This window comes from Leisingera sp. ABM4_060, assembly GCF_056158765.1.
Genome location: NZ_JBSWTX010000001.1, coordinates 3254255 through 3277827 on the forward strand (window position 1 = coordinate 3254255; position 23573 = coordinate 3277827).

Consider the following 23573-nt stretch of genomic DNA (forward strand, 5'->3'; position numbering starts at 1 on the left):
AGCGGGGCGGCGCAAACCCTGCAAGGATTATCGAGGATCAGCCGAGGGGGTCCGGGGCAATGTTGCCGCCGCAGACCAGAACCGCAACACGTTCGCCCGGTTCAGGCCGGTAGGCGCCGCACATCAGTGCTGCCAGGGCGGCGGCCCCGGCCGGTTCGACCAGGATCCGCCGCTCGCGCCACAGAGCAGTCTGGGCCGCAGTGATGGCGCTGTCCGGCACGGTGAGCGAGGCGATGCCCTGCGCCGTGGCCAGCCCGTAGCAGATGCTGCCGATCCGTTTGGCGCCAAGGGCATTGGCGGCAACGCCGGAAACATCCACATCCACCGGCTGGCCAGCCTCAAGCGCGGCATGCAGCGCGCAGGAGGTGTCCGGCTCCACCGCGACGATCTTCTTTGCACCCTGGAACCAGGCCAGCGCGCCGCCAATCAGCCCGCCGCCGCCGACCGCGATCAGCAGGGTATCGGCCTCCAGCCCCTGATCCTGCCATTCGGCAAAGCAGGTGCCCTGGCCCGCAACCGTGGCCGGCGCGTCATAGGCATGGACCTGCATGGCGCCGGTTTCCGCTTCATAGGCCTGGGCCTGCTCCAGCGCGTTGGCATAGGCGCCGGGCACCACCTGCAGGTCGGCGCCGGTGCGCTCAATGAGGGCGATCTTGGCGGGACCGGCCATCTCGGGCACATAGATCCGCGCCTTATGGCCCAGCTGATGCGCGGCATAGGCCGCGGCGGCGCCGTGATTGCCGCCCGAGGCCGCGACCAGGCCTGCTGACGGAACATCCTGGCTGAGCAGTGTGTTGAAGGCGCCGCGGGCCTTGAAGCTGCCGGTGTGCTGCATGTGCTCCAGCTTCAGTTCCACCGGATAGCCCAGCCCGAAGCCCTGCGCCTGCATCACCGGGGTCCGCTGCACGTGGGGGCGGATGCGTTCTGCCGCTGCCGTAATGCCGTGATGCCAATTCATGCGCATTCCTCCTTGCCTGCTGTGCCGGACCTAAGCCGCAGTGCAGCCATGTGCAAGCCATACGGGTGCAAGAGATATGGCGCGATCCTGCATTCTTGATTGGCGCTAAGGCCCCGGGACGGCTACAAAGGGAGTCCTGTTGTTTAATGCTGGGATTTTCCATGACCGAAGACCGCCACAGCCGTTTCCGCGATGCTCACTCCGACCGCGACCGGGCCGAACATGTGCCTGTCACGCCGCAAACCCAGGCGCCCGCCTACCAGCTGGCCTTTGCGGATGAGGAGTTTCTGTGCCGCGAGGAGCTGCGCCCGGTGCGGCTGCAGCTGGAACTGCTGAAGCCGGAGCTGATGCTGAACGAGCATGGGATCGAAAGCACCATCGTGATGTTCGGCGGTGCCCGCATTCCGGACCCGCAGCACAAGGATCAGGCGCGCACCCAAACGCTGGCGGACCTGTCGCATTTCTATGATGAGGCGCGCGAATTCGCCCGGCTGATGACCGAAATGTCCAAAGAGAGCGGCGGCCGCAAGAATGTCATCGTGACCGGCGGAGGCCCCGGCGTGATGGAGGCAGGCAACCGCGGCGCCGAGGATGCGGGCGGCCATTCCATTGGTCTCTCGATCGTGCTGCCGCATGAACAGGCGCCCAACGGCTATGTGACGCCGGACCTCAGCTTCAACTTCCACTACTTCGCGATCCGCAAGATGCATTTCCTGATGCGGGCGCGGGCGATCACCGTGTTCCCGGGCGGCTTCGGCACCCTGGATGAACTGTTCGAGAGCCTGACCCTCATCCAGACCGGGCGCATGGAGCGGGTGCCCTTCCTGCTGTTCGGCAAGGCGTTTTGGGAGAAGATCATCAATTGGGATGCACTGGCCGATGCCGGCACCATCTCGGATCAGGATCTGGACCTGTTCCGCTTTGTCGACACCGCCAAGGAAGCGGTGGAGATCATCGGCAATTGGCAGCCGGCGCCGCCGCGCGACAGCCTGCCGGGCCGCGAACGCTGACGCTGCTTGCGGCGGCCGCTGGGGTTATGCAAACTCCGGCGGCAGCTGGCCGACTTCGGCGCCAGTGGTCAGGCGGGTAAGAACCTGGGTGCCGGCAATCGTCTTCACGGCATATCCATAGCCGCGCAGCCGGAATTTCCATTCACGCGCGCTCAGCGCTTTTTCACGTTCGCTGCGGATCAGCTCCAGAACCGCGGGCTCGACCGGGGTGGGCTTGTATTCCATCTGGGACATTTTGGGTTCCTTCTGAAATCTTGACTGTCCATGAATTGGAAACTGTCCGCCAGGATGGGCGAAATTTCAGCCGCAATTGGGAAATAATAAGGCGCCGGGCCCCGGTTCGCCCGCGGCAGGCCCGGAACAGCCGGCAAAAATCCGCAGGAAAAGATCGCGGAATGCGCAAAAAGCTGCCACACTGGCGGGACCAATCTTTACTTGGCCCTGCACCGTCCTGCGGCGGTCTCATCCAGGCCGCATTCGTTAGCAGGCTATTTCCGGCAGGGCATAGTGGCGGAGCGTTATTATGTCAGTGGTTAGCGATTACACGGCACTTCTATATTACACGTCGAATAATTTGGGCCGCTGGAACAGTTTGAGCAGCCCGGGAACGCCGGCAGTGGTGACCTACAGTTTCGTTGAGACCGCAGAGCTGGCCGATCCCGCCAGCGATCCTTACGGCGCTACCAGCTATTGGTCCTATGGCAGCGCCAAGCGGGCGGTGTTCCGCCAGGCCCTGGAACAGTATGAAGACGCCGCCGGAATCCTGTTCGTGGAAACCAGCGGCCGCGCCATGATCAACGTGTTCGGCTATAGCGGCGGCAGCGCGGCGGGCTGGGCAAACCTGCCCTGGGCCAGCAGCTTCACTACCAGTAAGGGGGATGTTGCAATTGAGGGCAGCAAAATCTCTCCCGGCAGTTTTGGCTTTGAAACCATCTTGCACGAGGTCGGACATGCGCTGGGTTTGAAACACCCGCATGAGGGCAACCCGACGCTGGCAGAGCATCTGGATAACCAGGAAAACACGGTGATGACCTATTCCTACGCCGGCTACAATGTCAGCGAGCTGGGGCCGTTGGATCTGCAGGCATTGAAGCACATTTACGGCGGCGCAGGGCGGACCGCTGATTGGAAGGCGTACGTGAATTCCGATTCCGTAGTGGTCATCAAAGCCAGCTCCCGCGCTGAAAAAGTTCTTGCCGTGGAGCGGGACACCAAGGTCTTTGCCGCCGCCGGTGACGACAAGGTCTTTGGGCGCGAAGGCGATGACAAACTCTTTGGCAACAAGGGTCAAGACACGATTTTCGGAGGGTACGGCAAGGATACCCTGTTCGGCGGCAAGCAGGGAGATGTGCTGATCGGCGGAACGAGCCGGGATGCCTATTCCGGAGCCAGTGACGAGGGGGATCTGCTCAAAGGCTACGATGGCCGGGACACGCTGTGGGGTGGACGGGGCGACGACAGGCTATACGGCGGAATGAGCGGTGACCGCCTGATAGGCGGTGCTGGTTCCGATGTTCTGTTCGGCGGCAAGCGGGATGACGTATTTGTCTTCGTGTCAGCCGACTACTGGGAAGACGAAGTGATCAAAGACTTCGGCAAGGGAAATGACCGGATTGAGTTCCTTGACACTTCAGTGGAAGAGTTCAGCGACCTGACCATAACCAAACAGAGTGGCCATACTTTCATCAGCTACCAAGGACACCACGACATCAAGCTGGCCAATTACACAGGTAAGCTTGATGCGGACGACTTCTTGTTCACCTGAAAATACCCGAAGACGCAGCCAGAGTCCCGCCGCAGCCGGCCGGGTTATTTCATTCCGGCTTCGGCCTCGATCTGCTTGCGGCTCTTGCGGGCGCGCTCGGTGGCCGATTTCAGCTGGCCGCAGGCCGCCATGATGTCATCGCCGCGGGTCTTGCGGATCGGCGAGGCATAGCCGGCCTGATAGACGATATTGGCAAACGCCCGGATCCGGTTGTTCGAGGACCGCTTGTAGGGGCTGCCCGGCCATTCGTTGAACGGGATCAGGTTGATCTTGGCCGGGATGTTGTAGCGCTTGATGTGCTCGATCAGCCGGTGCGCGTCCTCGTCGGTGTCGTTCACTCCGTCCAGCATCACATATTCAAAGGTGATCCGCTCGGAATTCGACGCCTTGGGGTAATCCGCCAGCGCCTGCAACAGCTCGTCGATATTCCAGCGCTTGTTGATCGGTACCAAGACGTCGCGGGTCTCGTTGGTGGTGGCATGGAAGGAGATCGCCAGCAGGCAGCCGATTTCCTCAGCCGTACGGGCAATCTCCGGCACCACGCCGGAGGTCGACAGGGTTATGCGGCGGCGCGACAGTGAGATGCCTTCCGGGTCCATCGCGATCTTCATCGCGTCGCGCACATTGTCAAAGTTGTAAAGCGGCTCGCCCATGCCCATCAGCACGATGTTCGACAGCAGGCGGGTTTCATCCTTGGGCGCACCCGGCACCGGCCATTCCTCCAGGTCGTCGCGCGCCATCATCACCTGGCCGACAATTTCCGCCGGGGTCAGGTTGCGCACCAGTTTCTGGGTGCCGGTATGACAGAAAGAGCAGGTCAGGGTGCAGCCCACTTGGCTGGAAATACACAGGGTACCGCGGTCATCCTCGGGGATATAGACCACCTCAACCTCATGGCCGCCGTTGATCCGCACCAGGTACTTGCGGGTGCCATCGGTCGACACCTGCTTGCTCACCACTTCGGGGATTCGGATTTCAAATGTCTCGGCCAGCTGCGCGCGGTAGGCCTTGGCCAAGTTGGTCATATCCGCGAAATCGCGTTTGCCCCACTGGTAGATCCACTGCCAGATCTGACCCACGCGCATCTTGGCCTGTTTCTCCGGTGTGCCATGTTCGATCAGCACCTCGCGCATACGGTCGCGGGTCAGGCCGACAAGATTGATCTTGCCCCCCTCGGGCTCCTTGCGGGGCAGGGTCATTACGTCCTGGGTGATCGGCGCGCTGGCGGTCATGGCAAAAGCCTCGGATGCTGGTGGGCGGATGCGGCTCTATATAGGATTTCGGGCAAAGATCAAAAGGAATCCTTGTGCGCAAAATTCAGGCGCATAATCCGGGCGGCCCGGGCAGCGGCCCGGTGTGCGTTCAGTTGGAAAACCTTACCAGCTCCTCGACCCGGGCGCGGCCCAGGGTTGTCCAGCAGGCCCGCGTCGCAATGCCGGCATCCTCGCGCACCGCATGGGCGGCGCCAGCAAAGGCGCAATGCGCCACCCGGAAGGCCTCCCAGGCGGTCTGGCTCTGCATCAGCGCCGCCTCGACCGCTGTTCCGCCGCTGGCATTGTCGCGTTCCGCCGCCGTCACCATGGCGGCTTCCAGCGCGTTGAACAGCGCCGCCTCCACGCCTTCTTCGTCATCGGCAACACAGGAACCGATTTCCTCCTGGCTGCCCTCGCCGCATTCCAGCGCCGGATTTGCAAAGGCAGACGGGGCCAGCAGCGCAACTGCAAGGCAAGTGAGTGGGAGTATTGCTGGTTTCTGCATGGCAAGCACCTCCTGCCCCCATGCTACGCGGCTTAGCGTTTTCAAACAAGAAAACCCCGGCAGGGGCCGGGGTTTGATCTGTTTGCTGCCAGCGGTGTTACTTGCTGCAGCGCTTTTCCGCGTCTTCCACCGCAGCGGTAAAGCCCAGCAGCGAGAACGTGTCCTTGGTCTGGGTGCCCCGCGCCGAGCGCGCGGTCATCACCGCATTGGAGCCGCGCTTCATCGCGGTGATGATCTTGGCATCATCCGCGGGCGTGGCCGGCCAGGCCCATTCGCCTTCGGTGAACAGTTCGAACTGTGACTCGCCGATAGCCATGTTCACGGTAGAGCCCGGTGCAAACGGGTAACCGCCGGTAAAGCTGATCTCGCCCTTGGGCGTGCTTGCGTCGCGGAAGGTGACAAACAGCTGGATCTCGCTGCGGCGCACTGCCACCACCCGGCCGTCGCGGGTGTTCACGGTCTCTTTCGGCGCCGACACGCCCCAGCACTCCGCCGGGTTGTCGCCTTCAAAGACGCTCCAGTCCACATTCGCAGCGACCCGGTTGTTCGATGTCTCCTGCGCAACTGCAGTGGTTGCCAATGCTGCCAGACACAGGCCCGCAGCCACGCGGGCGAGTTTCAATGCCATTTGTCCCGACTCCAAGACTGTTCTCATACCTCAAAATCAAGCAAAGGGCCCGCAGCGTTCAACCGCTGTCTGGTCCCGATCCCCTCGCTTGCGCTACACAAGCACACTAACGTAACTAGCACCACGGGCGAAAGTGCGTTTTGGCAGGTTTTCGCCCAGAAAAACCGCACGGAAACATGAGGGGAGACATCATGGCGAAACCTGTGCCCATGGCCGAAGTCTGGCGCGGCCCGATCCTGGAGAGCCTGCACCTGGGCCACGCCGTCATCTGTGACGACACCGGCCAGGTGGTGCGCAGCTGGGGCGACCCGGATGCGGTGATCTATCCGCGCAGCTCCGCCAAGATGATCCAGGCGCTGCCGCTGATCACCTCCGGCGCCGCCGCGCGCTATGGTCTGAACCCGGAACAGCTGGCGCTGGCTTGCGCCTCGCACAACGGCGCCCATATCCACACGGACCGGGTTAACGCCTGGCTCGATCAGCTGGGGCTTGGCGATGACGACTTCCGCTGCGGCCCGCAGCTGCCGGATGACATCCCGGCCCGCAACGCGCTGATCAAAACCGACAACAGCCCCTGCCAGGTGCACAACAACTGCTCCGGTAAACACGCGGGCTTTCTGACCCTGAACCAGTATCTGGGCGGCGGCGCGGAATACATCGAGGTCAGCCACCCGGTGCAGCAGGCCTGCCTTGCGGCATTTGAGGAAACCACCGGCCAGGACAGCCCCGGCTATGGCATCGACGGCTGCTCGGCCCCGAATTTTGCCACCACCGTCACCGGGCTGGCCCGTTCGATGGCCTGGTTCGCCAGTGCCGCAGACCGCTCCGACCGCCCGTCAGAGGCGGCGCAGCAGCTGGTCGCGGCCATGACGGCGCATCCCGAACTGGTGGCCGGCGAAACCCGCTGCTGCACCAACCTGATGCGCGCAATGGACGGCAAAGTGGCAATCAAGACCGGCGCCGAGGCGGTGTTCATCGCCATCCTGCCGGAGCAAAAGCTGGGCGTTGCGCTGAAGATCTCCGATGGCAGCACCCGCGCCAGCGAATGCGCGATTGCGGCGCTCATGGTCAGCCTCGGCGTGCTGGATGCTGACCACCCGGAGACCCGCAAATACATGAACAAGATGCTCTACAGCCGCCGCGGGCTGGAGTGCGGTTCGATCCGCCCCGCAGCGGAGCTGCTGTTTTAAAGACGCAGCCGAACGGTTGTTCAGAAGTCTGAAGCAAAATGCCCCGGTCCCGGACCGGGGCATTGGCGTTACATATCCATCTCGATGATTTCGGCCACTTCGACAGAGCCGCTGCCGTCCACCACCATCGGGCAGCCTTTGGCCATTTCACAGGCGGCATCCTGGTCCGCGGCCTCGACCACCGTGTAGCCCGAGATCGGGTTGGCACCGCCGTCATCCGCCACGCCGCCGCTGCTGACGGTCTTGGACATGCCCACCGGCGCGCCGGGGATTTTCAGGGCCTCGCCCATCGACCCCATCCAGTTTTTCCAGGCTTCCATGACCCTGGCGCCTTCCTCCTCGCTCTCCGGGGTTTTGCCGCCGTGGTACGCAAAAATGAACTGTGGCATTGGTCTTCTCCCTTGGTTGCTAGCGGATGGTGGTTCAGGCCGCTTGACTGAGCAGCGCTTCCAGCTTGCGCAGGGTGGAGGTCCAGCCCCGCTCATGGCTGGCGGCGATCTCATCATCGCCCAGGTCGCGGTGGTCGATCAGCAGCACCGCTCCGTCTCCGGCGGCGGCAATGGTAAAGGTCACATGGCTTTCGGCGCCGCGGCGGCCGTCCTCGCCGTGCCAGGCCCAGGTGAAGCCGACCGATTTCGGCGCATCCACATGGGTCACCTGGCCGGAAACATGAAACCGCTGCCCGTCGCTGTTCTGCATAATGGAATACCAGGGGCCGGTGCGGCTGAAATCCAGATCATACTCCGGGATGTGCACGCCCTCCGGGCCCCACCATTTCAGCAGTTTTTCCGGGGTCGTCACCCAAGCAAACAGGCTCCCGGGGCTGACCGGAAACATCCTCTGCAGCTGCAGGCCGCTCATGCTTCATCCTCCATCATGGCGGCCTCAAGCCGGTCCAGGCTGCCCTCCCAGAAAGCGCGGCGGGATTGAGTCCACTCGGCAATCACCCGCAGCCCCTCCGGCCGGGCGGAATAGAGCCGCTTGGTGCCATCGGCCCGCTGGCTGACCAGCCCGGCCTCGCGCAGCACCTTCAGATGGCGCGAAATTGCCGGCGCCGAAATGCCAGCCGCTGGGGCCAGATTGCCTGCGGGCAGTTCTCCTTCAGAGATCAGCTGGTCGACAATCGACATGCGGGTTTCATCCGACAGGGCGGCAAAAGATTTCAAAAGCGGGGTCATGGTTTAATTATTAACGCGTTTGTTAATTATGAAAAGGAAAAAGTTCCGGGAAACATGACACAGTCTCAGGCCGCAGAGGCGCTCCCGCCCGTCGCCGGCCTGTTCTGCGAACAGGCCGCCTCCCGTTGGGCCAGGCTCAGCGCCGATGGCGCTGAGCCTGGCCCAAGGCCGCCAAGGGGTGGCTGCGCCAGCAGCCGCACCTGCGGGCGCGGGAGGGCGTGCTGATCCTGCTTCCTGATTTAGGTTCAGCCTTTGAAGCCGTCCTGGGCATATCCCTGGATATAAAGCAGCGCGGTCAGGTCGCCGTGGTTGATGCGGATATCGCATTCCGCCGCAACCGAGGGCTTGGCGTGCAGGGCAACCCCGGCGCCCGCACGCTTCAGCATGCCCAGATCATTGGCGCCGTCGCCCACGGCCATCACATCCGCCGCGCTGATCCCCAGCCGGGCGCTGATCTGCTCCAGTGCCTCGACCTTGGCCTCGCGGCCCAGGATCGGGCGGCCGGCCGCACCTGTCAGCCTGCCCTCCTCAACCAGCAATGTATTTGCGCGGTTCTCGTCAAAGCCCAGCTCCGCCGCCACCTGCGCGGTGAACGCCGTGAACCCGCCCGAGACCAGCGCCGCATAAGCGCCCTCCGCCTTCATCGTCGCCAGCAGCTGTTTGCCGCCGGGCATCAAGGTGATGCGCTCGGCCAGCACCTTGGCAATCACCGTCTCCGGCAGGCCTTTCAGCAGCCCGACCCGTTCGGTCAGCGCGCCTTCGAAGTCCAATTCACCGTTCATCGCCCGGGCGGTGATCTCCTTGACCCGGGCGCCAACGCCTGCTTCCTCGGCCAGCTCATCAATGCATTCCTGCTGGATCATGGTGGAGTCCATATCGGCCAGCAGCATTTTCTTCTTCCGTCCCTCAGCGGGCTGGATAACCAGGTCCACCCCCATACCTTGCAGCTCGGCCCAGACGTCCCAGCGGTTGTCCGGCATCTGTTCCAGACGGAACTCGGCCGCCACGCCGAGGGCCAGCCATTCCGCCTCGCCGCCGCCCCAGGCATTGCGCAGCGATTCGATCAGCGCAGGCTCCAGCACCGGTTGGGCAGGGTTGCAAAGCAGGGTGGCAGCAAACATCGGCGGGCTCCGTTCCAATTGGATTCCCTTTGTCATAGCGGTCCGTCTCCGGATCGGCCAGCCTGCGGGAAACCGTCAAAAACATCGGTCATTATAAGGCATAAAGCTTGCCCTCATTTTGAACCGGCTGTTTCCGATGGTGGAAAAACGTGTCGCAAAAAGCGTTCCATTGGCCGTATTTTTCCAAGTTTCCGGTTGCATGCCGCGCTGCAGCGGCCTAGCTCTGAAGGCGGGACACCCCTCCCCAACGAGGGGCGCTTATCTGGAAGGGTAGCATTTATGGCTATTGAACAACCGGCGTCGCACGCTTCCGTGCGCGAACCTAACACGCGGCCGGCCAATCCGCGTTTTTCCTCGGGGCCTTGCGCCAAACCTCCTGTCTTTGATGTTGCCAAACTGGCGGATGCGCCGCTGGGCCGCTCGCACCGGGCTGCCGTGGGCAAGGAGCGCCTGAAGGCCGCAATCGAAGGCACCCGCGAGATCCTGGGCATTCCGGCAGATTACAAAATCGGCATCGTGCCCGCCTCCGACACCGGCGCGGTGGAAATGGCGATGTGGAACCTCCTCGGCGCCCGCGGGGTCGAGATGCTGGCCTGGGAAAGCTTCGGCTCCGGCTGGGTCACCGACGTGGTGAAACAGCTCAAGCTGGACGCCACCGTCAAGACTGCCGATTACGGCCAGATCGTCGATCTCGGCACCGTCGATTTCTCCAATGACGTTGTCTTCACCTGGAATGGCACCACTTCCGGAGTGCGGGTGCCCAACGGCAACTGGATCCCGGCAGACCGCGAAGGGCTGACCATCTGCGATGCCACCTCCGCCGCATTCGCGCAGCGCTTGCCCTGGGACAAGCTGGATGTGACCACCTTCTCCTGGCAGAAGGTGCTGGGCGGCGAGGCGGCGCACGGTATGCTGATCCTGAGCCCCCGCGCGGTGGAGCGGCTGGAAAGCTACACCCCGGCCTGGCCGCTGCCCAAAATCTTCCGCCTGACCAAAGGCGGCAAGCTGATCGACGGCATCTTCCAGGGCGCCACCATCAACACGCCCTCGATGCTGGCGGTGGAGGATTACTTGCTGGCGCTTGATTGGGCCCGCTCCATCGGCGGGCTGGAAGGCCTGCGCGAACGCGCCTACGCCAACCTCGCTGCGGTGCAAAGCTTTGTGCAGGACAACCCGTGGATCGCCTTCCTGGCAGAACAGCCGGAGAACCGCTCCAACACCTCTGTCTGCCTCAAATTCACCGACCCGCGCATCCTGGACGGTGCCGCCTTTGCCAAGGCCGTTGCCAAACGGCTGGAGGGGGAAGGCGTGGCCTATGACATCGGCGCCTACCGCGACGCGCCCGCCGGTCTGCGCATCTGGTGCGGCGGCACGGTGGAGGCCGCCGACGTGGCCGCGCTGATGCCCTGGATCAAATGGGCCTTTGAGGCCGAGATCGCCGCGCAGACCGAAGCGGCCTGAGCAACCTTAAAGGCGGGCGGCAGCGCCCGCCGTCCCAGCACAGACATTCTAAGGACCAAACCCATGGCTCCCAAAGTTCTCATCTCCGACAAACTCTCCGAGGCCGCCGTCCAGATCTTCCGCGATCGCGGCATTGATGTCGATTTCCTGCCCGACGTGGGCAAGGACAAGGACAAGCTGGCCGAGATCATCGGCCAGTATGACGGCCTCGCCATCCGCTCCGCCACCAAGGTGACCGAAAAGATCCTCGAGAAGGCGGACAACCTCAAGGTCGTCGGCCGGGCCGGCATCGGCACCGACAACGTCGACAAGGAAGCCGCCTCCAAACGCGGCGTGATCGTGATGAACACGCCTTTCGGCAACATGATCACCACCGCCGAACATGCCATCGCCATGATGTTCGCGGTTGCCCGCCAGCTGCCCGAGGCCTCGGCTTCGACCCATGCCGGCAAGTGGGAGAAATCCAAGTTCATGGGGGTTGAGCTCACCGGCAAGACCCTGGGCGTGATCGGCGCCGGCAACATCGGCGGCATCGTCTGCGACCGCGCCCGCGGCCTCAAGATGAAAGTGGCGGCCTACGACCCCTATCTCAGCACCGAGAAGGCCGACAAGATGGGTGTCGAAAAGGTGGAACTGGACGAGCTCTTGGCGCGGGCCGATTTCATCACCCTGCATGTGCCGCTGACCGACCAGACCCGCAACATCCTGTCCAAGGAGAACCTGGAAAAGACCAAGAAGGGCGTACGCATCATCAACTGCGCCCGCGGCGGCCTGGTGGACGAGGCCGCATTGGCGGAACTCCTCACCTCCGGCCATGTGGCAGGCGCCGCCTTCGACGTGTTCTCGGTTGAACCGGCCAAGGAAAACGCCCTGTTTGGCCTGCCGAACGTGGTCTGCACCCCGCACCTGGGCGCCGCCACCACCGAAGCACAGGAAAACGTCGCCCTGCAGGTGGCGGAACAGATGTCCAACTACCTCTTGACCGGCGCGGTGGAAAACGCGCTCAACATGCCCAGCGTCACGGCCGAGGAAGCCAAGGTCATGGGCCCCTGGATCAAGCTGGCCGACCATCTGGGCAGCTTTGTGGGCCAGATGACCGATGAGCCGATCAAGGCGATCAACATCCTATACGACGGGGTAGCCGCAGGTATGAACCTGGATGCGCTGAACTGCGCGGTGATCGCGGGCATCATGAAACGCTCCAACCCCGAGGTGAACATGGTCTCCGCCCCGGTGGTCGCCAAGGAGCGCGGCATCCAGATCTCCACCACCAACCAGGACAAGTCCGGCTCCTTCGACGGCTACATCAAGGTGACCGCCGTCACTTCCAAGCGCGAGCGTTCGGTGGCCGGCACCGTGTTCTCGGACAGCAAGCCGCGGTTCATCCAGATCAAGGGCATCAACATCGAGGCCGATGTCGGCGCCCATATGCTCTACACCACCAACGAGGACGTGCCCGGCATCATCGGCACCCTGGGCCACACCCTGGGCGACAGCGGCGTCAACATCGCCAACTTCACCCTGGGCCGGTCCGAAGCCGGCGGCGAAGCCATCGCGCTCCTCTATGTGGATGAGCGGGTGCCGGCAGAGGCCCGGGCCCAGCTGGCCGAAACCGGTCTGTTCAACCAGATCAAGCCGCTGGAGTTCGACGTCGTCTGAGCGACCTGAACACTGCCGCAGACCGCTCCTGCATTCCTGTGCGGGGGCGGCCTCTCAGTTTCAGCGCAGGCGTGAACACCGCCTTTTCCGGACGGCTGCGCAGAACCACCGCTGCAAAGATCAGCATCGACAGCAGCGCCGCCGCCGATCCGGCCTGCGCCAGCGCGTCAGTCCGCTCCTGGATGGCCAGCGGGATGCCCGGCACCAGCAGCGCCAGGGCCAGCAATGCGCTGCCCAGATGCCAGCGCGGCAAGGCTCCCTCCGCCGCCTCGGGCAGCAGGTGGTAGTACAGTGCATAGATCGCGCAGCTGACCCAGCCCAGCAGGTTCAAATGCCCATGCGCCGGCGACAGAAGGTGATCCTGGCTCGCCGACATCTGGATGCCCCAAACCATGCCGCCAAGTGCCGAGGCCACAGCGGCCAGCATGAACCATCGTGCAATTCCCGTCATTGTTCCCTCCCGGCATTGTCCCTGGCAATAGTCTCCCGGCTAAAGGTGGTGCAGACACTCCATTTGGCCAGCCCCCATTCCGGCAGCACCCCGGGGGGTTGAGCCCGCCGTCGCAATGCGCCATCACTGCCGCCAAGCCTGCACACAGGAGCCGCACCATGACCGCCCCCCTTTATGCCATCGGAGATATCCACGGCCAGCGCACCATGCTGGAAGACGCGCTGCAGCGGATCGAAGCCGACGGCGGCGAGGACGCCCGCATCGTCTTTCTCGGCGACTACACCGATCGCGGCCCCGAGAGCCGCGGCGTGATCGACCGGCTGATGCAGGGCCAGGCCGCGGGGCGCAACTGGATCTGCCTCAAGGGCAACCATGACCGGATGTTCTCGATGTTCCTCGAGGACTACCCGCGCAACGATTCCCAGCTGCTGGTCGGCTACCACTGGCTGCATGAGCGGTTGGGCGGCATCGAGACCCTGCAATCCTACGGCGTCGAGGTTGCAGAGGGCGGCCGCATCTACCAGATTCACGCCCGCGCCCGCGCCGCGGTGCCGCAGGCGCATCTGGACTTCCTAAACGGCCTCAAGCCGTACCATCAGGAGGGGGAACTGCTGTTTGTGCACGCAGGCATCCGCCCCGGCCTGCCGCTTGAGGCGCAAAGCGAGGACGACCTGATCTGGATCCGTCAGGAGTTCCTCAAGGACGAACGCGCCCACCCCTGGCTGGTGGTGCATGGCCACACCCCGGCCAAACGGGCAGAACACTGCATCAACCGGATCAACCTCGACAGCGGTGCCGGCTACGGCCGCCCGCTCTCAACAGCCGTTTTCGAAGGCCGCGATTGCTGGCTGCTGACGGACACCGGCCGCCAGCCGCTCCGTCCCTGATCCCTTTCATCTGGCTGAAAATATCCTGGGGGTGAGCGCCGAAAGGTGCGAGGGGGCAAAGCCCCCTCAACCCGCCGTCACGCCCAGTCCAGCACCACCTTGCCGCTGGAGCCTGATTTCATCGCCGCAAAGCCTTCGGCGAACTCATCAACGCAGAACCGATGGGTGATCACCCGGCTCACATCCAGCCCGTTCTGCAGCATCGCTATCATCTTGTACCAGGTCTCGAACATCTCGCGCCCGTAGACGCCCTTGATGGTGATCGCCTTGAACACGATGCGGCTCCAATCCACCGGCGATTTGCCCGGCGGAATGCCCAATAGCGCGATCTTGCCGCCCATCACCAGTGCCTCGACCATCTGGTCCAGCGCCGCCTGATTGCCGGACATCTCCAGCCCGACGTCAAACCCCTGTTTCAGGCCCAACTCGTGCACCACGTCCTGCAGCTCTTCCTGCGCCACGTTCACCGCGCGCACCGCTGGCACCACATGTTCCGCCAGCGCCAGCCGGTCCGGGTTGATGTCCGTAATCACCACATGCCGCGCGCCGGCATGTTTCGCCACCGCCGCCGCCATGATACCAATCGGGCCTGCGCCGGTGATCAGCACGTCCTCGCCCAGGAGGTCAAAGCTCAAGGCGGTATGCACCGCATTGCCCAAGGGATCCAGGATCGCGCCAATCTCATCCGGCACGTCATCCGGCAGCGGCACAACGTTGAAGGCCGGCAGTTTCAGATACTGCGCAAAGGCGCCTTGTTCATTCACCCCGATGCCGCGGGTGCCCGGGTCCAGGTGGAACTTGCCGGCCCGGCTCTGACGCGAGTCGGTCTTGATCAGATGCCCCTCGCCGGAGCAGCGCTGGCCGACCTGCAGATCCTCCACATTGCGGCCGATCTCGACGATCTCGCCGGCAAACTCATGGCCGGTGATCATCGGCACCGGCACGGTGTGCGATGCCCATTCGTCCCAGTTCCAGATATGGATGTCGGTGCCGCAGATACCGGTCTTCCTGACCTTGATCAGCACCTCGTCGGGGCCGATCTCCGGCACCGGCGCCTGCACCATCCACAGGCCTTCCTCAGGATGGCTTTTCTCCAGCGCCTTCATTGTGTTCGGACGGCCCATCAGATCACTCCCAGTTCCTTGCCAACCTTGCCGAATGCCGCCAGCGCGCGGTCCAGCTCCTCCTGCGTCAGCGCCGCATTCATCTGGGTGCGGATCCGCGCCTGGCCGCGCGGCACGACGGGGAAGAAGAAGCCGGAGACATAGACGCCCTCGTCAAACAGCCGTGCCGCCATATCCTGCGCCAGCTGCGCCTCGCCCAGCATCACCGGGATGATCGGATGCTCACCGGGCAAGAGGTCAAAGCCCAGCCCTTCCAGTCCCGCGCGCCAGTATTTCGCATTCTCGAACAGCCGCAATCGCAGCCCGTCCCCTTCCTCCACCAGCCGGATCGCTTCCAGCCCGGCAGCAACAATGGATGGCGGCAGCGAATTGGAGAACAAATAGGGCCGCGCCCGCTGCCGCAGCAGGTCGATCACTGGCTGCGGCCCGGCGATGTAACCGCCGATGGCCCCCCCAAGTGCTTTGCCCAAAGTCCCGGTGACGATATCCACGTCCACCCCGAAATGCTCCGGCGTGCCAGGCCCCCGTCGCCCCCATGAAGCCGGTGGCGTGGCAGTCATCCACCATCACCACCGCGTCGTATTTGTCCGCCAGGGCCCGGATCTCCGGCAGCTTCGCCAGATAGCCGTCCATCGAGAAGACGCCGTCGGTGGCAATCATAATATGCCGCGCGCCGTCCTCGCGGGCCTGCTTCAGCCAGGCCTCCAGGTCGTTCATGTCGCTGTTCAGATAGCGGTAGCGCTTGGCCTTGCACAGCCGCACCCCGTCGATGATCGACGCATGGTTCAGGCTGTCCGAGATGATCGCATCCTCCGGCCCCAGCAGCGGCTCAAACAGCCCGCCGTTGGCGTCGAAACAGGCCGCAAACAGGATCGCGTCATCCTTGCCCAGGAACTTGGCCAGCCTTTGCTCCAGCTCCCGGTGAATGTCCTGGGTGCCGCAGATGAACCGCACCGACGCCATGCCGAAGCCCTTCGGCTCCATCGCGTCCTTGGCCGCCTGGATCAGCGCCGGGTGGTCGGCCAGACCCAGATAGTTGTTGGCGCAGAGGTTGATCACCTGCCGGTCCCCGACGGTGATCCCGCCCCCCTGCGGGGAGGTGATCATTCGCTCGCGCTTGTACAGCCCCTCAGCCTCGATCCGGGCCAGCGTGTTGGAGATGTCGGTCAGAAAAGCAGTGGACATGCGCAAACTCCCTTGGTGTCTCGAGTCGCGTGTCTATCATAACGGACGTCCGTCCGGAATACAGGAATTCACTATCCCGGAAAAAAATCCGTGAAACCGGATGATGCGGGTGGAAATCCGCCAAAGCGGACTATCTGCCAAAGGCAGGGAGGGCACAGCCATGGCAAAGGTCACCGGCATCGGCGGCGTATTCATCAAGGCCCGCGGCGGTGCCCAGGCGCTGGCCGCATGGTACCGCGGCCACCTCGGGCTGGAGCTGACGGACTTCGGCGGTGCCATTCTGAACTGGCAAGAGGACAGGAGTGAGGACGGCGGTCTCACCGTCTGGGCCGCGGCTGATCCGGACAGCACCTGGTTCAGCCCCAGCGGGGCCTCCTTCATGATCAACTACCGCATCGATGACATGGACGGCATGATCGCGCAGCTGACGGCGGCGGGCATCCCGATCCTGCAAGGCCCTGAGACGCACGAAAATGGTCGCTTCCTCTGGATCATGGACCCGGAAGGCAACAAGGTGGAGCTGTGGGAACCCAGGCTTTGGGATGAAAACAACAAAGGCTGACACCCCAAAAGAAAACGCGGCCCCCAAAGGGAGCCGCGCTTCCAATCAGCAAAGCTGTCTGGCTTAGTCCAGCGACAGGTTCACAGCCAACTCGCGGCCGTCACGGCCGGGCTCGATGTCGAAAGTGACTTTCTGGTTGTCTGCCAGGCCGGTCAGGCCGGAACGCTCAACAGCGGAAATGTGCACGAACACATCTTTGCTGCCGCCGTCGGGTGCGATGAAGCCGTAGCCTTTGGTGGTGTTGAACCATTTTACGGTGCCGGTGGCCATATCCGTAGTCTCCTAAGTATGTGCTGCCCGCGTTGGTGCGGCAGCCTGGCGTAGTCGGTCTGGATCGAGAGACTGATAACGCCGCGAAAACGGGAGACAGTGGATCGACAAGAATAACGTTAGCGCCCTTCATATGGTCTGTCCCCCCGAGTTGTTCAAGGGGAATGTGCATAAAAGGCACAAGGTGGGGGTTTTAGGCCGATGAAAGCCGGAGTGTCTTGTAAGCTCAGGATGAAAAACCTGCCTTACGCATTCTTCACGATCAGAAACACCCGCGCAGGCCCCTCGGGGGCGGTGATCGAATGGGCCACATCGGCGGCATAGCGGGCGGTGTCGCCGGCCTGCAGCTGGTCCTTGGCATTGCCGGAACTCACCGCGATCTCGCCTTCCAGCACCGTCAGCTGCTCCACCGCGCCGCGGGTGTGGGGCTGGCTGACCAGCGCGCCGCCCTGATCGAACCGGATGTCATAGACCTCATGCCCGCCGGCCTCCTCTGGCGGCGACAGGATGCGGATGCGGCAGCCCTGGCCCATGTTCTCGATCTTGGGCACGTCGCTCGCGCGCAGCACCTCGATCCGGTCCTGCATGTCGCCTGCTTCCAGAAGCCCGGCAAAATCCACCTGCAAGGCGCGCGTCAGGTTCCACAGCGTTGCAATGGTAGGGGAGCTTTCGCCGCGCTCGATCTGGCTCACCATCGAGCGGCTGACGCCGGACAGGTTCGCCACCGCTTCCAGGCTCAGGCCTTGCGCGCGGCGTGCCTCCTTCAGGCGGGCGGGCAGCAGGGTCAGGATATCGTCTGTGTTTTCCGTCATGACGGATTCTCTGCGCCGGCGAGGCGGATTTGTCAAATGCTCTGGCAAAACGCGGATGCTGCGCCGCGGCGGTGCACAGGGGGTGTACAAGGGGTGCACGGGTGGTGACGCAGCGTTTCAATGACGGCACGTCCGGGCAGACAGGCCCATGCTGCGGGTGCATAGTGGCGCTGGACCTGAGGAGGAATGAGACAATGACCGACATCGTGATCCTGGACGGCGCCCGCACCGCCATCGGCACTTTCGGCGGCGCTTTGGCGGGCACCGCGCCCATCGACCTGGCCGCAACCGTCTCCAAGGCGGCGCTGGAACGCTCTGGGGTGGAGGGCGGTCAGATCGGCCATGTGGTGTTCGGCCACATCATCAACACCGAACCCCGCGACATGTATCTGAGCCGGGTTGCAGCGATGCAGGCAGGAGTGCCGGATGCAGTGCCGGCGATGAACGTGAATCGCCTCTGCGGTTCTGGCGTGCAGGCAATTGTATCGGCTTATCAGTCACTTGCCATGGGAGATGCGGAATTTGCCCTGGCGGGGGGCGCTGAGAACATGTCGCGCAGCCCTTACATCATCCAGCAAAGCCGCTGGGGGGCGAAGATGGGCGATGTGAAATCGCTCGACATGATGCTGGGTGCGCTGAACTGCCCCTTTGGCACCGGCCACATGGGGGTAACGGCCGAGAATGTCGCCGATGAACACGGCATCACCCGCGCCCAGATGGATGAATTTGCCCTCGCCAGCCAGACCCGCGCCGCCGGGGCAATCGAGGCGGGGCATTTCAAATCGCAGATCACGCCGGTGGAGGTGAAGATCAAACGCGATCTGGTGCCGTTTGAAGTGGACGAGCACCCCAAGGGCACCTCGCTGGAGAAACTGGCGGGCTTGAAGGCGGTCTTTCAGAAGGACGGCCGGGTAACTGCCGGAAATGCCAGTGGAATTAACGATGGTGCGGCGGCGATGGTGCTGGCCACGGCGGCGGCGGCTGAGCGGGCCGGGCTGAAACCCAAGGCCCGGATTCTGGGCTATGCCCATGCAGGCGTGCGTCCCGAAGTGATGGGCATTGGCCCGGTGCCCGCGGTGCGGAACCTGCTGGAGAAAACCGGTTTGTCAGCGGGTGATTTCGACGTGATCGAATCAAACGAAGCCTTTGCCGCCCAGGCGCTGGCGGTGAACAAGGAGCTGGGGCTGGATCCGGCCAAGGTAAACCCCAACGGGGGCGCCATTGCTCTGGGTCACCCGGTAGGAGCAACCGGGGCGATCATCACTTTGAAAACACTGTATGAACTGGAACGCACTGGCGGCTCCAAAGGGCTGGTCACCATGTGCATCGGCGGCGGCCAGGGCATCGCGCTGGCGATAGAGCGGCTGTAACCGGCAGAAGAGGGGGCGCTGCCCCCTCGCGCCTTACGGCGCTCCCCCCGGAGTATTTTTGACCAGAAAGAAGCGGCAGGTCTTGCCAGTGCTCAGATCAGCAGCAGGACCACCGCAAGAAGGCCTGCACCGCCGGCAGCTCCGGCAAGGGCAGGGGCGAGCCAGGCGCGGGGCCCGCGGTTCTGGACCCCGTTCTGCTGGGCCTGGGCGATCAGTGCCTGTTCGACCAGGGCTGGCAGGCGCGGGCCAAAGCGGGCCATCACCTTGGCGGTGTCCAGGAGGTCGGAGGCCACCGCGCGCGGGCCGATGGATTTCTTGATGTAATCCTCGACCACCGGACGGGCGGCTTCCCAGATGTTGATATGCGGGTCCAGCGAACGCGCGACCCCCTCGACCACCACCATGGTACGCTGCAGCAGGATCAGTTCGGTGCGGGTTTCCATGCCGAAACGTTCTGTGACTTCAAACAGATAGTTCAGCAGCCGTCCCATGGAGATTTGCGAGGCATCCATGCCGAAGATCGGCTCGCCCACGGCGCGCAGGGCGCGGGCGAATTCGTCGACATCGCGGTTGGCGGGCACATAGCCGGCCTCGAAATGCACCTCGGCCACACGTTTGTAATCGCGCTTGATGAAGCCATAGAGGATCTCGGCATAGACCCGGCGGGTGTATTCGTCGATGTGGCCCATGATGCCGAAGTCATAGGCGATGATGTCACCGTTGCTGGCCACCTTGAGGTTGCCCTGGTGCATGTCGGCGTGGAAGAAACCGTCGCGCAGCGCGTGGCGCAGGAACAATGACAGCACCCGGTCGGCCAGGATCTTGCGGTCGTGGCCTGCCGCATCCAGCGCGTCATTGTCGCCAAGCGCGATGCCGTCGGCCCAGCCCATGGTCATCACCCGGCGGGCGGAATAGGCCCAACGGATTTCCGGCAGCTGGAAGCCTTCGTCTTTGGTGGTGTTGGCGGCAAATTCCGAAGCCGCGGCACTTTCCAGCCGCAGGTCCAGTTCACCCTGCACAACGCCGTCGAAATGCTCGATCACATCCATCGGTTTCAGGCGGCGGGCGCCGGGGGCGAACAGGTCGACGATGCGGGCGGCGAAATAGAAGGCGTCCACGTCCTTGTTGAAAGCGCGCTCGATGCCCGGGCGCAGCACTTTGACCGCCACTCCCTCGCCGGTCTCGGCCAGGGTGGCACGGTGGACCTGGGCGATGGAGGCGGCGGCCACAGGGTCGCTGAAGTCCGAGAAGATTTCCGAGGCCGGGCGGCCCAGTTCCTTTTCCACCTCGGCCAGCGCTTCGGCGCGGGAGAACGGCGGCAGCTTGTCCTGCAGCACGCGCAGCTGGTTGGCCAGATCCTTGCCCACAACGTCAGGCCGGGTCGAGAGAACCTGCCCGAACTTGATGTAGGCAGGCCCCAGCGCGTTCAGGGCGCGGGTTTCCGGCGGCATCGCGGGGTCGCCCTTGTAGCCCAGCCATTTGAACGGCCAGCCTAAGGCCCGCGCCAGCATCCGGAGGGGTTTGGGCGCCTCGAACGCCTCCAGCACCGAATGCATGGCGCCAGTGCGCTCAAAGGTGGCGCCTGTGCGGATCAGGCGCAGGATATTATGAGGGCCGCGCATGGATCAGATCTTCCAGCCGGAGTGCAGGGCGGCGATGCCCATAGACAGGTTGCGGTATTTGGCGTTGTCGAACCCTGCCTGTTTCACCATGCCCAGGAAGGTTTCCTGGTCGGGGAAGTTGCGGATCGATTCCACCAGGTACTGATAGCTGTCGTAGTCGCCCGCAATCATCTGCCCCATCCGCGGGATCACGTTGAAGGAATAGAGGTCATAGAGCTTTTGCAGCCCGTCGTTCGGCAGTTGCGAGAACTCCAGCACCATCAGCCGCCCGCCGGGGCGCAGCACCCGGTAGGCTTCGTTCAGGGCCTCCTGCGGGCGGGTCACGTTCCGGATGCCGAAGGAGATCGTATAGACATCAAAAGTGTTGTCCTTGAACGGCAGTTTCATCGCGTCGCCAGTGACCCAGTCGAGGCTGTCGGCCATCTGCTCGGCCTCGGCGCGTTTGCGGCCTTCTTCCAGCATCGGGCGGGTGAGGTCGAGCACGGTGGAATGGCCGGACCCTGCGCGTTTCAGGAAGCGGAAGGAAATGTCGCCGGTGCCGCCGGCCACATCCAAGAGCCGCTGGCCCGGGCGCGGCGCCAGCCAGTCCATCATCGCGTCTTTCCAGACCCGGTGGATGCCCACGCTCATCACATCGTTCATGATGTCGTATTTCGAGGCGACCGAATTGAAGACCCCCTGCACGCGGCCTGCCTTCTCCTCCTCGCGGACGGTTTCGAACCCGAAATGGGTGGTATTGTCGCTGCTATCGCTCATGAGGCTTGCCGTTTGCTGAATTCCGCCCTTGTTATAAGGCGCTGTAGGGCAGGCACAATGCGGCCCGTTGGTTCAGGAGGGGTGTAATGCCAGAATTGCCCGAGGTCGAGACGGTGAAACGCGGTTTGGCGCCTGCGATGGAGGGGGCGGTGATCACAAAGGCGTCCGTGAACCGCCCGGATCTGCGCTGGCCGTTTCCGGATCGGATGGCGGAGCGGCTGACCGGGGCAAAGGTCAATGCGCTGCGGCGGCGGTCGAAATACATCCTGGCCGATCTCGACACAGATGAGACTCTGCTCATTCACCTCGGCATGTCGGGACGTATGACGGTGTCTGGCGATCCGCTGGGGCAGTTTGCCCATGAGCACCCGCAGGCGGAAAAGCACGACCATGTGGTGCTGGACATGGACAACGGCGCCCGCATCACCTTCAACGATCCGCGCCGGTTCGGGGCGATGGATCTGCTGGAGACTGCGACGGCCGAGTCGCACAAACTGCTGGCGGTGCTGGGGCCGGAGCCCTTGGGCAATGATTTCCATGAGGATCACCTGGTGGCGGCCTTCCAGGGGCGCAACACGCCGGTGAAATCGGCATTACTGGATCAGGGAATCATCGCGGGCCTTGGTAACATCTACGTCTGCGAAGCGTTGTTCCGTGCGGGAATTTCGCCACGCCGCAAGGCCGGGCAGATTGCCGCGCAACGGGTGGCAGCCCTGGTGCCGATCATCCGCGAAGTGCTGCAGGACGCAATCCAGGCGGGGGGATCGTCGCTGAAAGATTTCCGGCAAGCCTCTGGTGAACTTGGATATTTCCAGCACTCCTTTGACGCCTACGGGCGCGAGGGCGAACCGTGCAGGCGCGCGGGTTGCGCCGGGTCAATTGCCAGAATCACCCAGTCCGGGCGCTCCACCTTCTACTGTGTAAAGTGCCAAAGATAGCTTGATCAGGGGGACCCTTTTGGTAAGGACTCGGGACTGAACGGAACAACCGAAAGAGAAATCATGGCCTACGAGACGATCACCGTCGATGTGCAGGACCACGTTTGCCTTATTAAACTGAACCGCCCAGAGGCGATGAACGCGCTCAACCAGGAGCTCATTGGCGAGCTTTGCGATGCTCTTGAGGAAGCTGATGCCAGCGACAAGGTGCGCTGCATTGTGCTGACCGGCTCCGAGAAGGCCTTTGCCGCCGGCGCCGACATCAAGGAGATGTCGGAGCTGAGCTTTACCGAAGTGTTTGCCACCAACCTGTTTGCCGATGCCAACGACCGGATCTCGGCGATCCGCAAGCCGGTGATCGCGGCGGTTGCGGGTTATGCGCTGGGCGGCGGCTGCGAGCTGGCGATGCTGTGCGATTTCATCATCGCCGCCGAAACCGCCAAGTTCGGCCAGCCCGAAATCAACCTCGGCGTTGTGGCCGGCATTGGCGGCACTCAGCGGCTGACCCGGTTTGTGGGCAAGTCCAAGTCGATGGACATGAACCTGACGGGCCGCTTCATGAACGCCGAGGAAGCCGAGCGCGCAGGTCTGGTGTCACGGGTGGTGCCGGCCAAGAAGCTGATCGAGGAAGCCACCGCCGCGGCGCATAAGATCGCCGAGAAATCCCTGCTGACCGCGATGGCGGTAAAGGAATTGGTGAACCGCTCCTATGAGCTGCCGCTGAACGAAGGCCTGCTGTTTGAACGCCGCGTCTTTCACTCGATGTTTGCAACCGAAGACCAGAAAGAGGGCATGGCAGCTTTCCTGGAAAAGCGCGAGGCGCAGTTCCGGGACAAGTAAAGCTTGGTCACAACACGGCAGAACGGCG

At 63.3% G+C, this 23573-nt stretch carries 25 protein-coding genes and 1 pseudogene; 10 read left to right on the plus strand and 16 right to left on the minus strand.

Features of this window, described 5'->3' with window-relative positions:
* Positions 1–37: 37 nt before the first annotated feature.
* The gene (locus ACXAEH_RS15595) at positions 38–958 is read right to left on the minus strand and encodes a threonine/serine dehydratase (protein ID WP_475034045.1); all 921 of its coding nucleotides are present in this window, start codon (positions 956–958) and stop codon (positions 38–40) included.
* Between the two features lie 161 nt (positions 959–1119).
* Here ACXAEH_RS15595 and ACXAEH_RS15600 point away from each other — a divergent pair, with 161 nt between their 5' ends.
* Positions 1120–1968: an LOG family protein gene (locus tag ACXAEH_RS15600; protein WP_475034046.1), complete on the plus strand. Its 849-nt coding sequence runs from the start codon at positions 1120–1122 to the stop codon at positions 1966–1968.
* Positions 1969–1992: 24 nt separating this feature from the next.
* On the opposite strand, the gene ACXAEH_RS15605 is transcribed toward ACXAEH_RS15600, so the two are convergent.
* Positions 1993–2202: a hypothetical protein gene (locus tag ACXAEH_RS15605; protein WP_475034047.1), complete on the minus strand. Its 210-nt coding sequence runs from the start codon at positions 2200–2202 to the stop codon at positions 1993–1995.
* A 385-nt stretch (positions 2203–2587) separates the two neighbouring features.
* Here ACXAEH_RS15605 and ACXAEH_RS15610 point away from each other — a divergent pair, with 385 nt between their 5' ends.
* Positions 2588–3733 (plus strand): M10 family metallopeptidase, encoded by a 1146-nt coding sequence (locus ACXAEH_RS15610; RefSeq protein WP_475034049.1) that lies wholly within the window; start codon positions 2588–2590, stop codon positions 3731–3733.
* 44 nt (positions 3734–3777) lie between these two features.
* Here the strand turns inward: ACXAEH_RS15610 and rlmN are convergent, their stop codons facing one another.
* From rlmN to ACXAEH_RS15625, 3 genes are all read right to left on the minus strand, one after another.
* Positions 3778–4965 carry a dual-specificity RNA methyltransferase RlmN gene (gene rlmN, locus ACXAEH_RS15615; protein WP_475034051.1) on the minus strand — a complete coding sequence of 396 codons (1188 nt, stop codon included), beginning with the start codon at positions 4963–4965 and terminating at the stop codon, positions 3778–3780.
* A gap of 130 nt (positions 4966–5095) precedes the next feature.
* On the minus strand, positions 5096–5491 hold the full coding sequence (locus tag ACXAEH_RS15620; RefSeq protein ID WP_475034053.1) for a lysozyme inhibitor LprI family protein: 396 nt from the start codon (positions 5489–5491) through the stop codon (positions 5096–5098).
* Positions 5492–5588: 97 nt separating this feature from the next.
* Positions 5589–6119 carry an invasion associated locus B family protein gene (locus ACXAEH_RS15625; RefSeq protein ID WP_475034055.1) on the minus strand — a complete coding sequence of 177 codons (531 nt, stop codon included), beginning with the start codon at positions 6117–6119 and terminating at the stop codon, positions 5589–5591.
* 191 nt (positions 6120–6310) lie between these two features.
* On the opposite strand from ACXAEH_RS15625, the gene ACXAEH_RS15630 reads away from it, so the two are divergent.
* Positions 6311–7309 (plus strand): asparaginase, encoded by a 999-nt coding sequence (locus ACXAEH_RS15630; protein WP_475034056.1) that lies wholly within the window; start codon positions 6311–6313, stop codon positions 7307–7309.
* A gap of 68 nt (positions 7310–7377) precedes the next feature.
* Here ACXAEH_RS15630 and ACXAEH_RS15635 read toward each other — a convergent pair whose 3' ends face one another.
* The 4 genes from ACXAEH_RS15635 to serB all read right to left on the minus strand — a co-directional run bounded on the left by ACXAEH_RS15635 (position 7378) and on the right by serB (position 9608).
* Entirely contained in the window at positions 7378–7698 is a 321-nt protein-coding gene (locus ACXAEH_RS15635) for a YciI family protein (protein WP_475034058.1), read from the minus strand.
* A gap of 34 nt (positions 7699–7732) precedes the next feature.
* Entirely contained in the window at positions 7733–8170 is a 438-nt protein-coding gene (locus tag ACXAEH_RS15640; protein ID WP_475034059.1) for an SRPBCC family protein, read from the minus strand.
* Positions 8167–8487, minus strand: a complete 321-nt coding sequence (locus ACXAEH_RS15645) for an ArsR/SmtB family transcription factor (RefSeq protein WP_475034061.1) — start codon at positions 8485–8487, stop codon at positions 8167–8169. The genes ACXAEH_RS15640 and ACXAEH_RS15645 overlap by 4 nt, the downstream gene beginning before the upstream one ends.
* Positions 8488–8732: 245 nt before the next feature.
* On the minus strand, positions 8733–9608 hold the full coding sequence (gene serB, locus ACXAEH_RS15650; RefSeq protein ID WP_475034063.1) for a phosphoserine phosphatase SerB: 876 nt from the start codon (positions 9606–9608) through the stop codon (positions 8733–8735).
* Positions 9609–9887: 279 nt separating this feature from the next.
* Here serB and ACXAEH_RS15655 point away from each other — a divergent pair, with 279 nt between their 5' ends.
* Entirely contained in the window at positions 9888–11069 is a 1182-nt protein-coding gene (locus ACXAEH_RS15655; RefSeq protein ID WP_475034064.1) for a phosphoserine transaminase, read from the plus strand.
* 63 nt (positions 11070–11132) lie between these two features.
* Positions 11133–12728, plus strand: a complete 1596-nt coding sequence (gene serA / locus ACXAEH_RS15660; protein WP_475034065.1) for a phosphoglycerate dehydrogenase — start codon at positions 11133–11135, stop codon at positions 12726–12728.
* Here serA and ACXAEH_RS15665 read toward each other — a convergent pair.
* Complete coding sequence (locus ACXAEH_RS15665) at positions 12700–13179, minus strand: hypothetical protein (RefSeq protein ID WP_475034067.1); 480 nt, start codon at positions 13177–13179, stop codon at positions 12700–12702. The genes serA and ACXAEH_RS15665 overlap by 29 nt on opposite strands.
* A 158-nt stretch (positions 13180–13337) precedes the next feature.
* Between ACXAEH_RS15665 and ACXAEH_RS15670 the strand changes: the two genes are divergently transcribed.
* On the plus strand, positions 13338–14066 hold the full coding sequence (locus ACXAEH_RS15670; protein WP_475034068.1) for a metallophosphoesterase family protein: 729 nt from the start codon (positions 13338–13340) through the stop codon (positions 14064–14066).
* A gap of 77 nt (positions 14067–14143) precedes the next feature.
* On the opposite strand, the gene tdh is transcribed toward ACXAEH_RS15670, so the two are convergent.
* On the minus strand, positions 14144–15172 hold the full coding sequence (tdh, locus tag ACXAEH_RS15675) for an L-threonine 3-dehydrogenase (RefSeq protein ID WP_475035599.1): 1029 nt from the start codon (positions 15170–15172) through the stop codon (positions 14144–14146).
* Between the two features lie 17 nt (positions 15173–15189).
* Positions 15190–16375: pseudogene (locus ACXAEH_RS15680) on the minus strand (glycine C-acetyltransferase).
* 160 nt (positions 16376–16535) lie between these two features.
* Here ACXAEH_RS15680 and ACXAEH_RS15685 point away from each other — a divergent pair.
* On the plus strand, positions 16536–16937 hold the full coding sequence (locus ACXAEH_RS15685) for a VOC family protein (RefSeq protein WP_475034069.1): 402 nt from the start codon (positions 16536–16538) through the stop codon (positions 16935–16937).
* Positions 16938–17000: 63 nt separating this feature from the next.
* On the opposite strand, the gene ACXAEH_RS15690 is transcribed toward ACXAEH_RS15685, so the two are convergent.
* Positions 17001–17207 carry a cold-shock protein gene (locus ACXAEH_RS15690; protein WP_475034071.1) on the minus strand — a complete coding sequence of 69 codons (207 nt, stop codon included), beginning with the start codon at positions 17205–17207 and terminating at the stop codon, positions 17001–17003.
* Positions 17208–17452: 245 nt separating this feature from the next.
* On the minus strand, positions 17453–18019 hold the full coding sequence (locus ACXAEH_RS15695) for a helix-turn-helix domain-containing protein (RefSeq protein ID WP_475034072.1): 567 nt from the start codon (positions 18017–18019) through the stop codon (positions 17453–17455).
* Positions 18020–18213: 194 nt separating this feature from the next.
* Here ACXAEH_RS15695 and ACXAEH_RS15700 point away from each other — a divergent pair, with 194 nt between their 5' ends.
* Positions 18214–19389, plus strand: a complete 1176-nt coding sequence (locus tag ACXAEH_RS15700) for an acetyl-CoA C-acyltransferase family protein (protein WP_475034073.1) — start codon at positions 18214–18216, stop codon at positions 19387–19389.
* Positions 19390–19481: 92 nt separating this feature from the next.
* Here the strand turns inward: ACXAEH_RS15700 and ubiB are convergent, their stop codons facing one another.
* Together ubiB and ubiE are read right to left on the minus strand one after the other, a co-directional pair.
* Entirely contained in the window at positions 19482–21011 is a 1530-nt protein-coding gene (ubiB, locus tag ACXAEH_RS15705; RefSeq protein ID WP_475034075.1) for a 2-polyprenylphenol 6-hydroxylase, read from the minus strand.
* Positions 21012–21014: 3 nt separating this feature from the next.
* On the minus strand, positions 21015–21767 hold the full coding sequence (gene ubiE, locus ACXAEH_RS15710; RefSeq protein WP_475034076.1) for a bifunctional demethylmenaquinone methyltransferase/2-methoxy-6-polyprenyl-1,4-benzoquinol methylase UbiE: 753 nt from the start codon (positions 21765–21767) through the stop codon (positions 21015–21017).
* An 86-nt stretch (positions 21768–21853) separates the two neighbouring features.
* Here ubiE and mutM point away from each other — a divergent pair, with 86 nt between their 5' ends.
* Both mutM and ACXAEH_RS15720 read left to right on the plus strand, forming a co-directional pair.
* Positions 21854–22705, plus strand: coding sequence for a bifunctional DNA-formamidopyrimidine glycosylase/DNA-(apurinic or apyrimidinic site) lyase (mutM, locus tag ACXAEH_RS15715; protein WP_475034077.1), 852 nt, complete (start codon positions 21854–21856; stop codon positions 22703–22705).
* Between the two features lie 63 nt (positions 22706–22768).
* Positions 22769–23545, plus strand: coding sequence for an enoyl-CoA hydratase (locus ACXAEH_RS15720; RefSeq protein ID WP_475034079.1), 777 nt, complete (start codon positions 22769–22771; stop codon positions 23543–23545).
* Positions 23546–23573 lie beyond the last annotated feature (28 nt).

Coding starts and splice junctions, on each gene's coding strand:
- ACXAEH_RS15690 (WP_475034071.1), bottom strand. CDS start 17,207: ATGGCCACCGGCACCGTAAAATGGTTCAACACCACCAAAGGCTACGGC.
- ACXAEH_RS15655 (WP_475034064.1), top strand. CDS start 9,888: ATGGCTATTGAACAACCGGCGTCGCACGCTTCCGTGCGCGAACCTAAC.
- ACXAEH_RS15620 (WP_475034053.1), bottom strand. CDS start 5,491: ATGCAGAAACCAGCAATACTCCCACTCACTTGCCTTGCAGTTGCGCTG.
- ACXAEH_RS15685 (WP_475034069.1), top strand. CDS start 16,536: ATGGCAAAGGTCACCGGCATCGGCGGCGTATTCATCAAGGCCCGCGGC.
- ACXAEH_RS15665 (WP_475034067.1), bottom strand. CDS start 13,179: ATGACGGGAATTGCACGATGGTTCATGCTGGCCGCTGTGGCCTCGGCA.
- ACXAEH_RS15700 (WP_475034073.1), top strand. CDS start 18,214: ATGACCGACATCGTGATCCTGGACGGCGCCCGCACCGCCATCGGCACT.
- ACXAEH_RS15640 (WP_475034059.1), bottom strand. CDS start 8,170: ATGAGCGGCCTGCAGCTGCAGAGGATGTTTCCGGTCAGCCCCGGGAGC.
- ACXAEH_RS15605 (WP_475034047.1), bottom strand. CDS start 2,202: ATGTCCCAGATGGAATACAAGCCCACCCCGGTCGAGCCCGCGGTTCTG.
- ACXAEH_RS15600 (WP_475034046.1), top strand. CDS start 1,120: ATGACCGAAGACCGCCACAGCCGTTTCCGCGATGCTCACTCCGACCGC.
- ACXAEH_RS15720 (WP_475034079.1), top strand. CDS start 22,769: ATGGCCTACGAGACGATCACCGTCGATGTGCAGGACCACGTTTGCCTT.
- tdh (WP_475035599.1), bottom strand. CDS start 15,172: ATGAAGGCGCTGGAGAAAAGCCATCCTGAGGAAGGCCTGTGGATGGTG.
- ACXAEH_RS15630 (WP_475034056.1), top strand. CDS start 6,311: ATGGCGAAACCTGTGCCCATGGCCGAAGTCTGGCGCGGCCCGATCCTG.
- ACXAEH_RS15645 (WP_475034061.1), bottom strand. CDS start 8,487: ATGACCCCGCTTTTGAAATCTTTTGCCGCCCTGTCGGATGAAACCCGC.
- serA (WP_475034065.1), top strand. CDS start 11,133: ATGGCTCCCAAAGTTCTCATCTCCGACAAACTCTCCGAGGCCGCCGTC.
- ACXAEH_RS15695 (WP_475034072.1), bottom strand. CDS start 18,019: ATGACGGAAAACACAGACGATATCCTGACCCTGCTGCCCGCCCGCCTG.
- serB (WP_475034063.1), bottom strand. CDS start 9,608: ATGTTTGCTGCCACCCTGCTTTGCAACCCTGCCCAACCGGTGCTGGAG.
- ACXAEH_RS15670 (WP_475034068.1), top strand. CDS start 13,338: ATGACCGCCCCCCTTTATGCCATCGGAGATATCCACGGCCAGCGCACC.
- mutM (WP_475034077.1), top strand. CDS start 21,854: ATGCCAGAATTGCCCGAGGTCGAGACGGTGAAACGCGGTTTGGCGCCT.
- rlmN (WP_475034051.1), bottom strand. CDS start 4,965: ATGACCGCCAGCGCGCCGATCACCCAGGACGTAATGACCCTGCCCCGC.
- ubiE (WP_475034076.1), bottom strand. CDS start 21,767: ATGAGCGATAGCAGCGACAATACCACCCATTTCGGGTTCGAAACCGTC.
- ACXAEH_RS15625 (WP_475034055.1), bottom strand. CDS start 6,119: ATGGCATTGAAACTCGCCCGCGTGGCTGCGGGCCTGTGTCTGGCAGCA.
- ubiB (WP_475034075.1), bottom strand. CDS start 21,011: ATGCGCGGCCCTCATAATATCCTGCGCCTGATCCGCACAGGCGCCACC.
- ACXAEH_RS15595 (WP_475034045.1), bottom strand. CDS start 958: ATGAATTGGCATCACGGCATTACGGCAGCGGCAGAACGCATCCGCCCC.
- ACXAEH_RS15635 (WP_475034058.1), bottom strand. CDS start 7,698: ATGCCACAGTTCATTTTTGCGTACCACGGCGGCAAAACCCCGGAGAGC.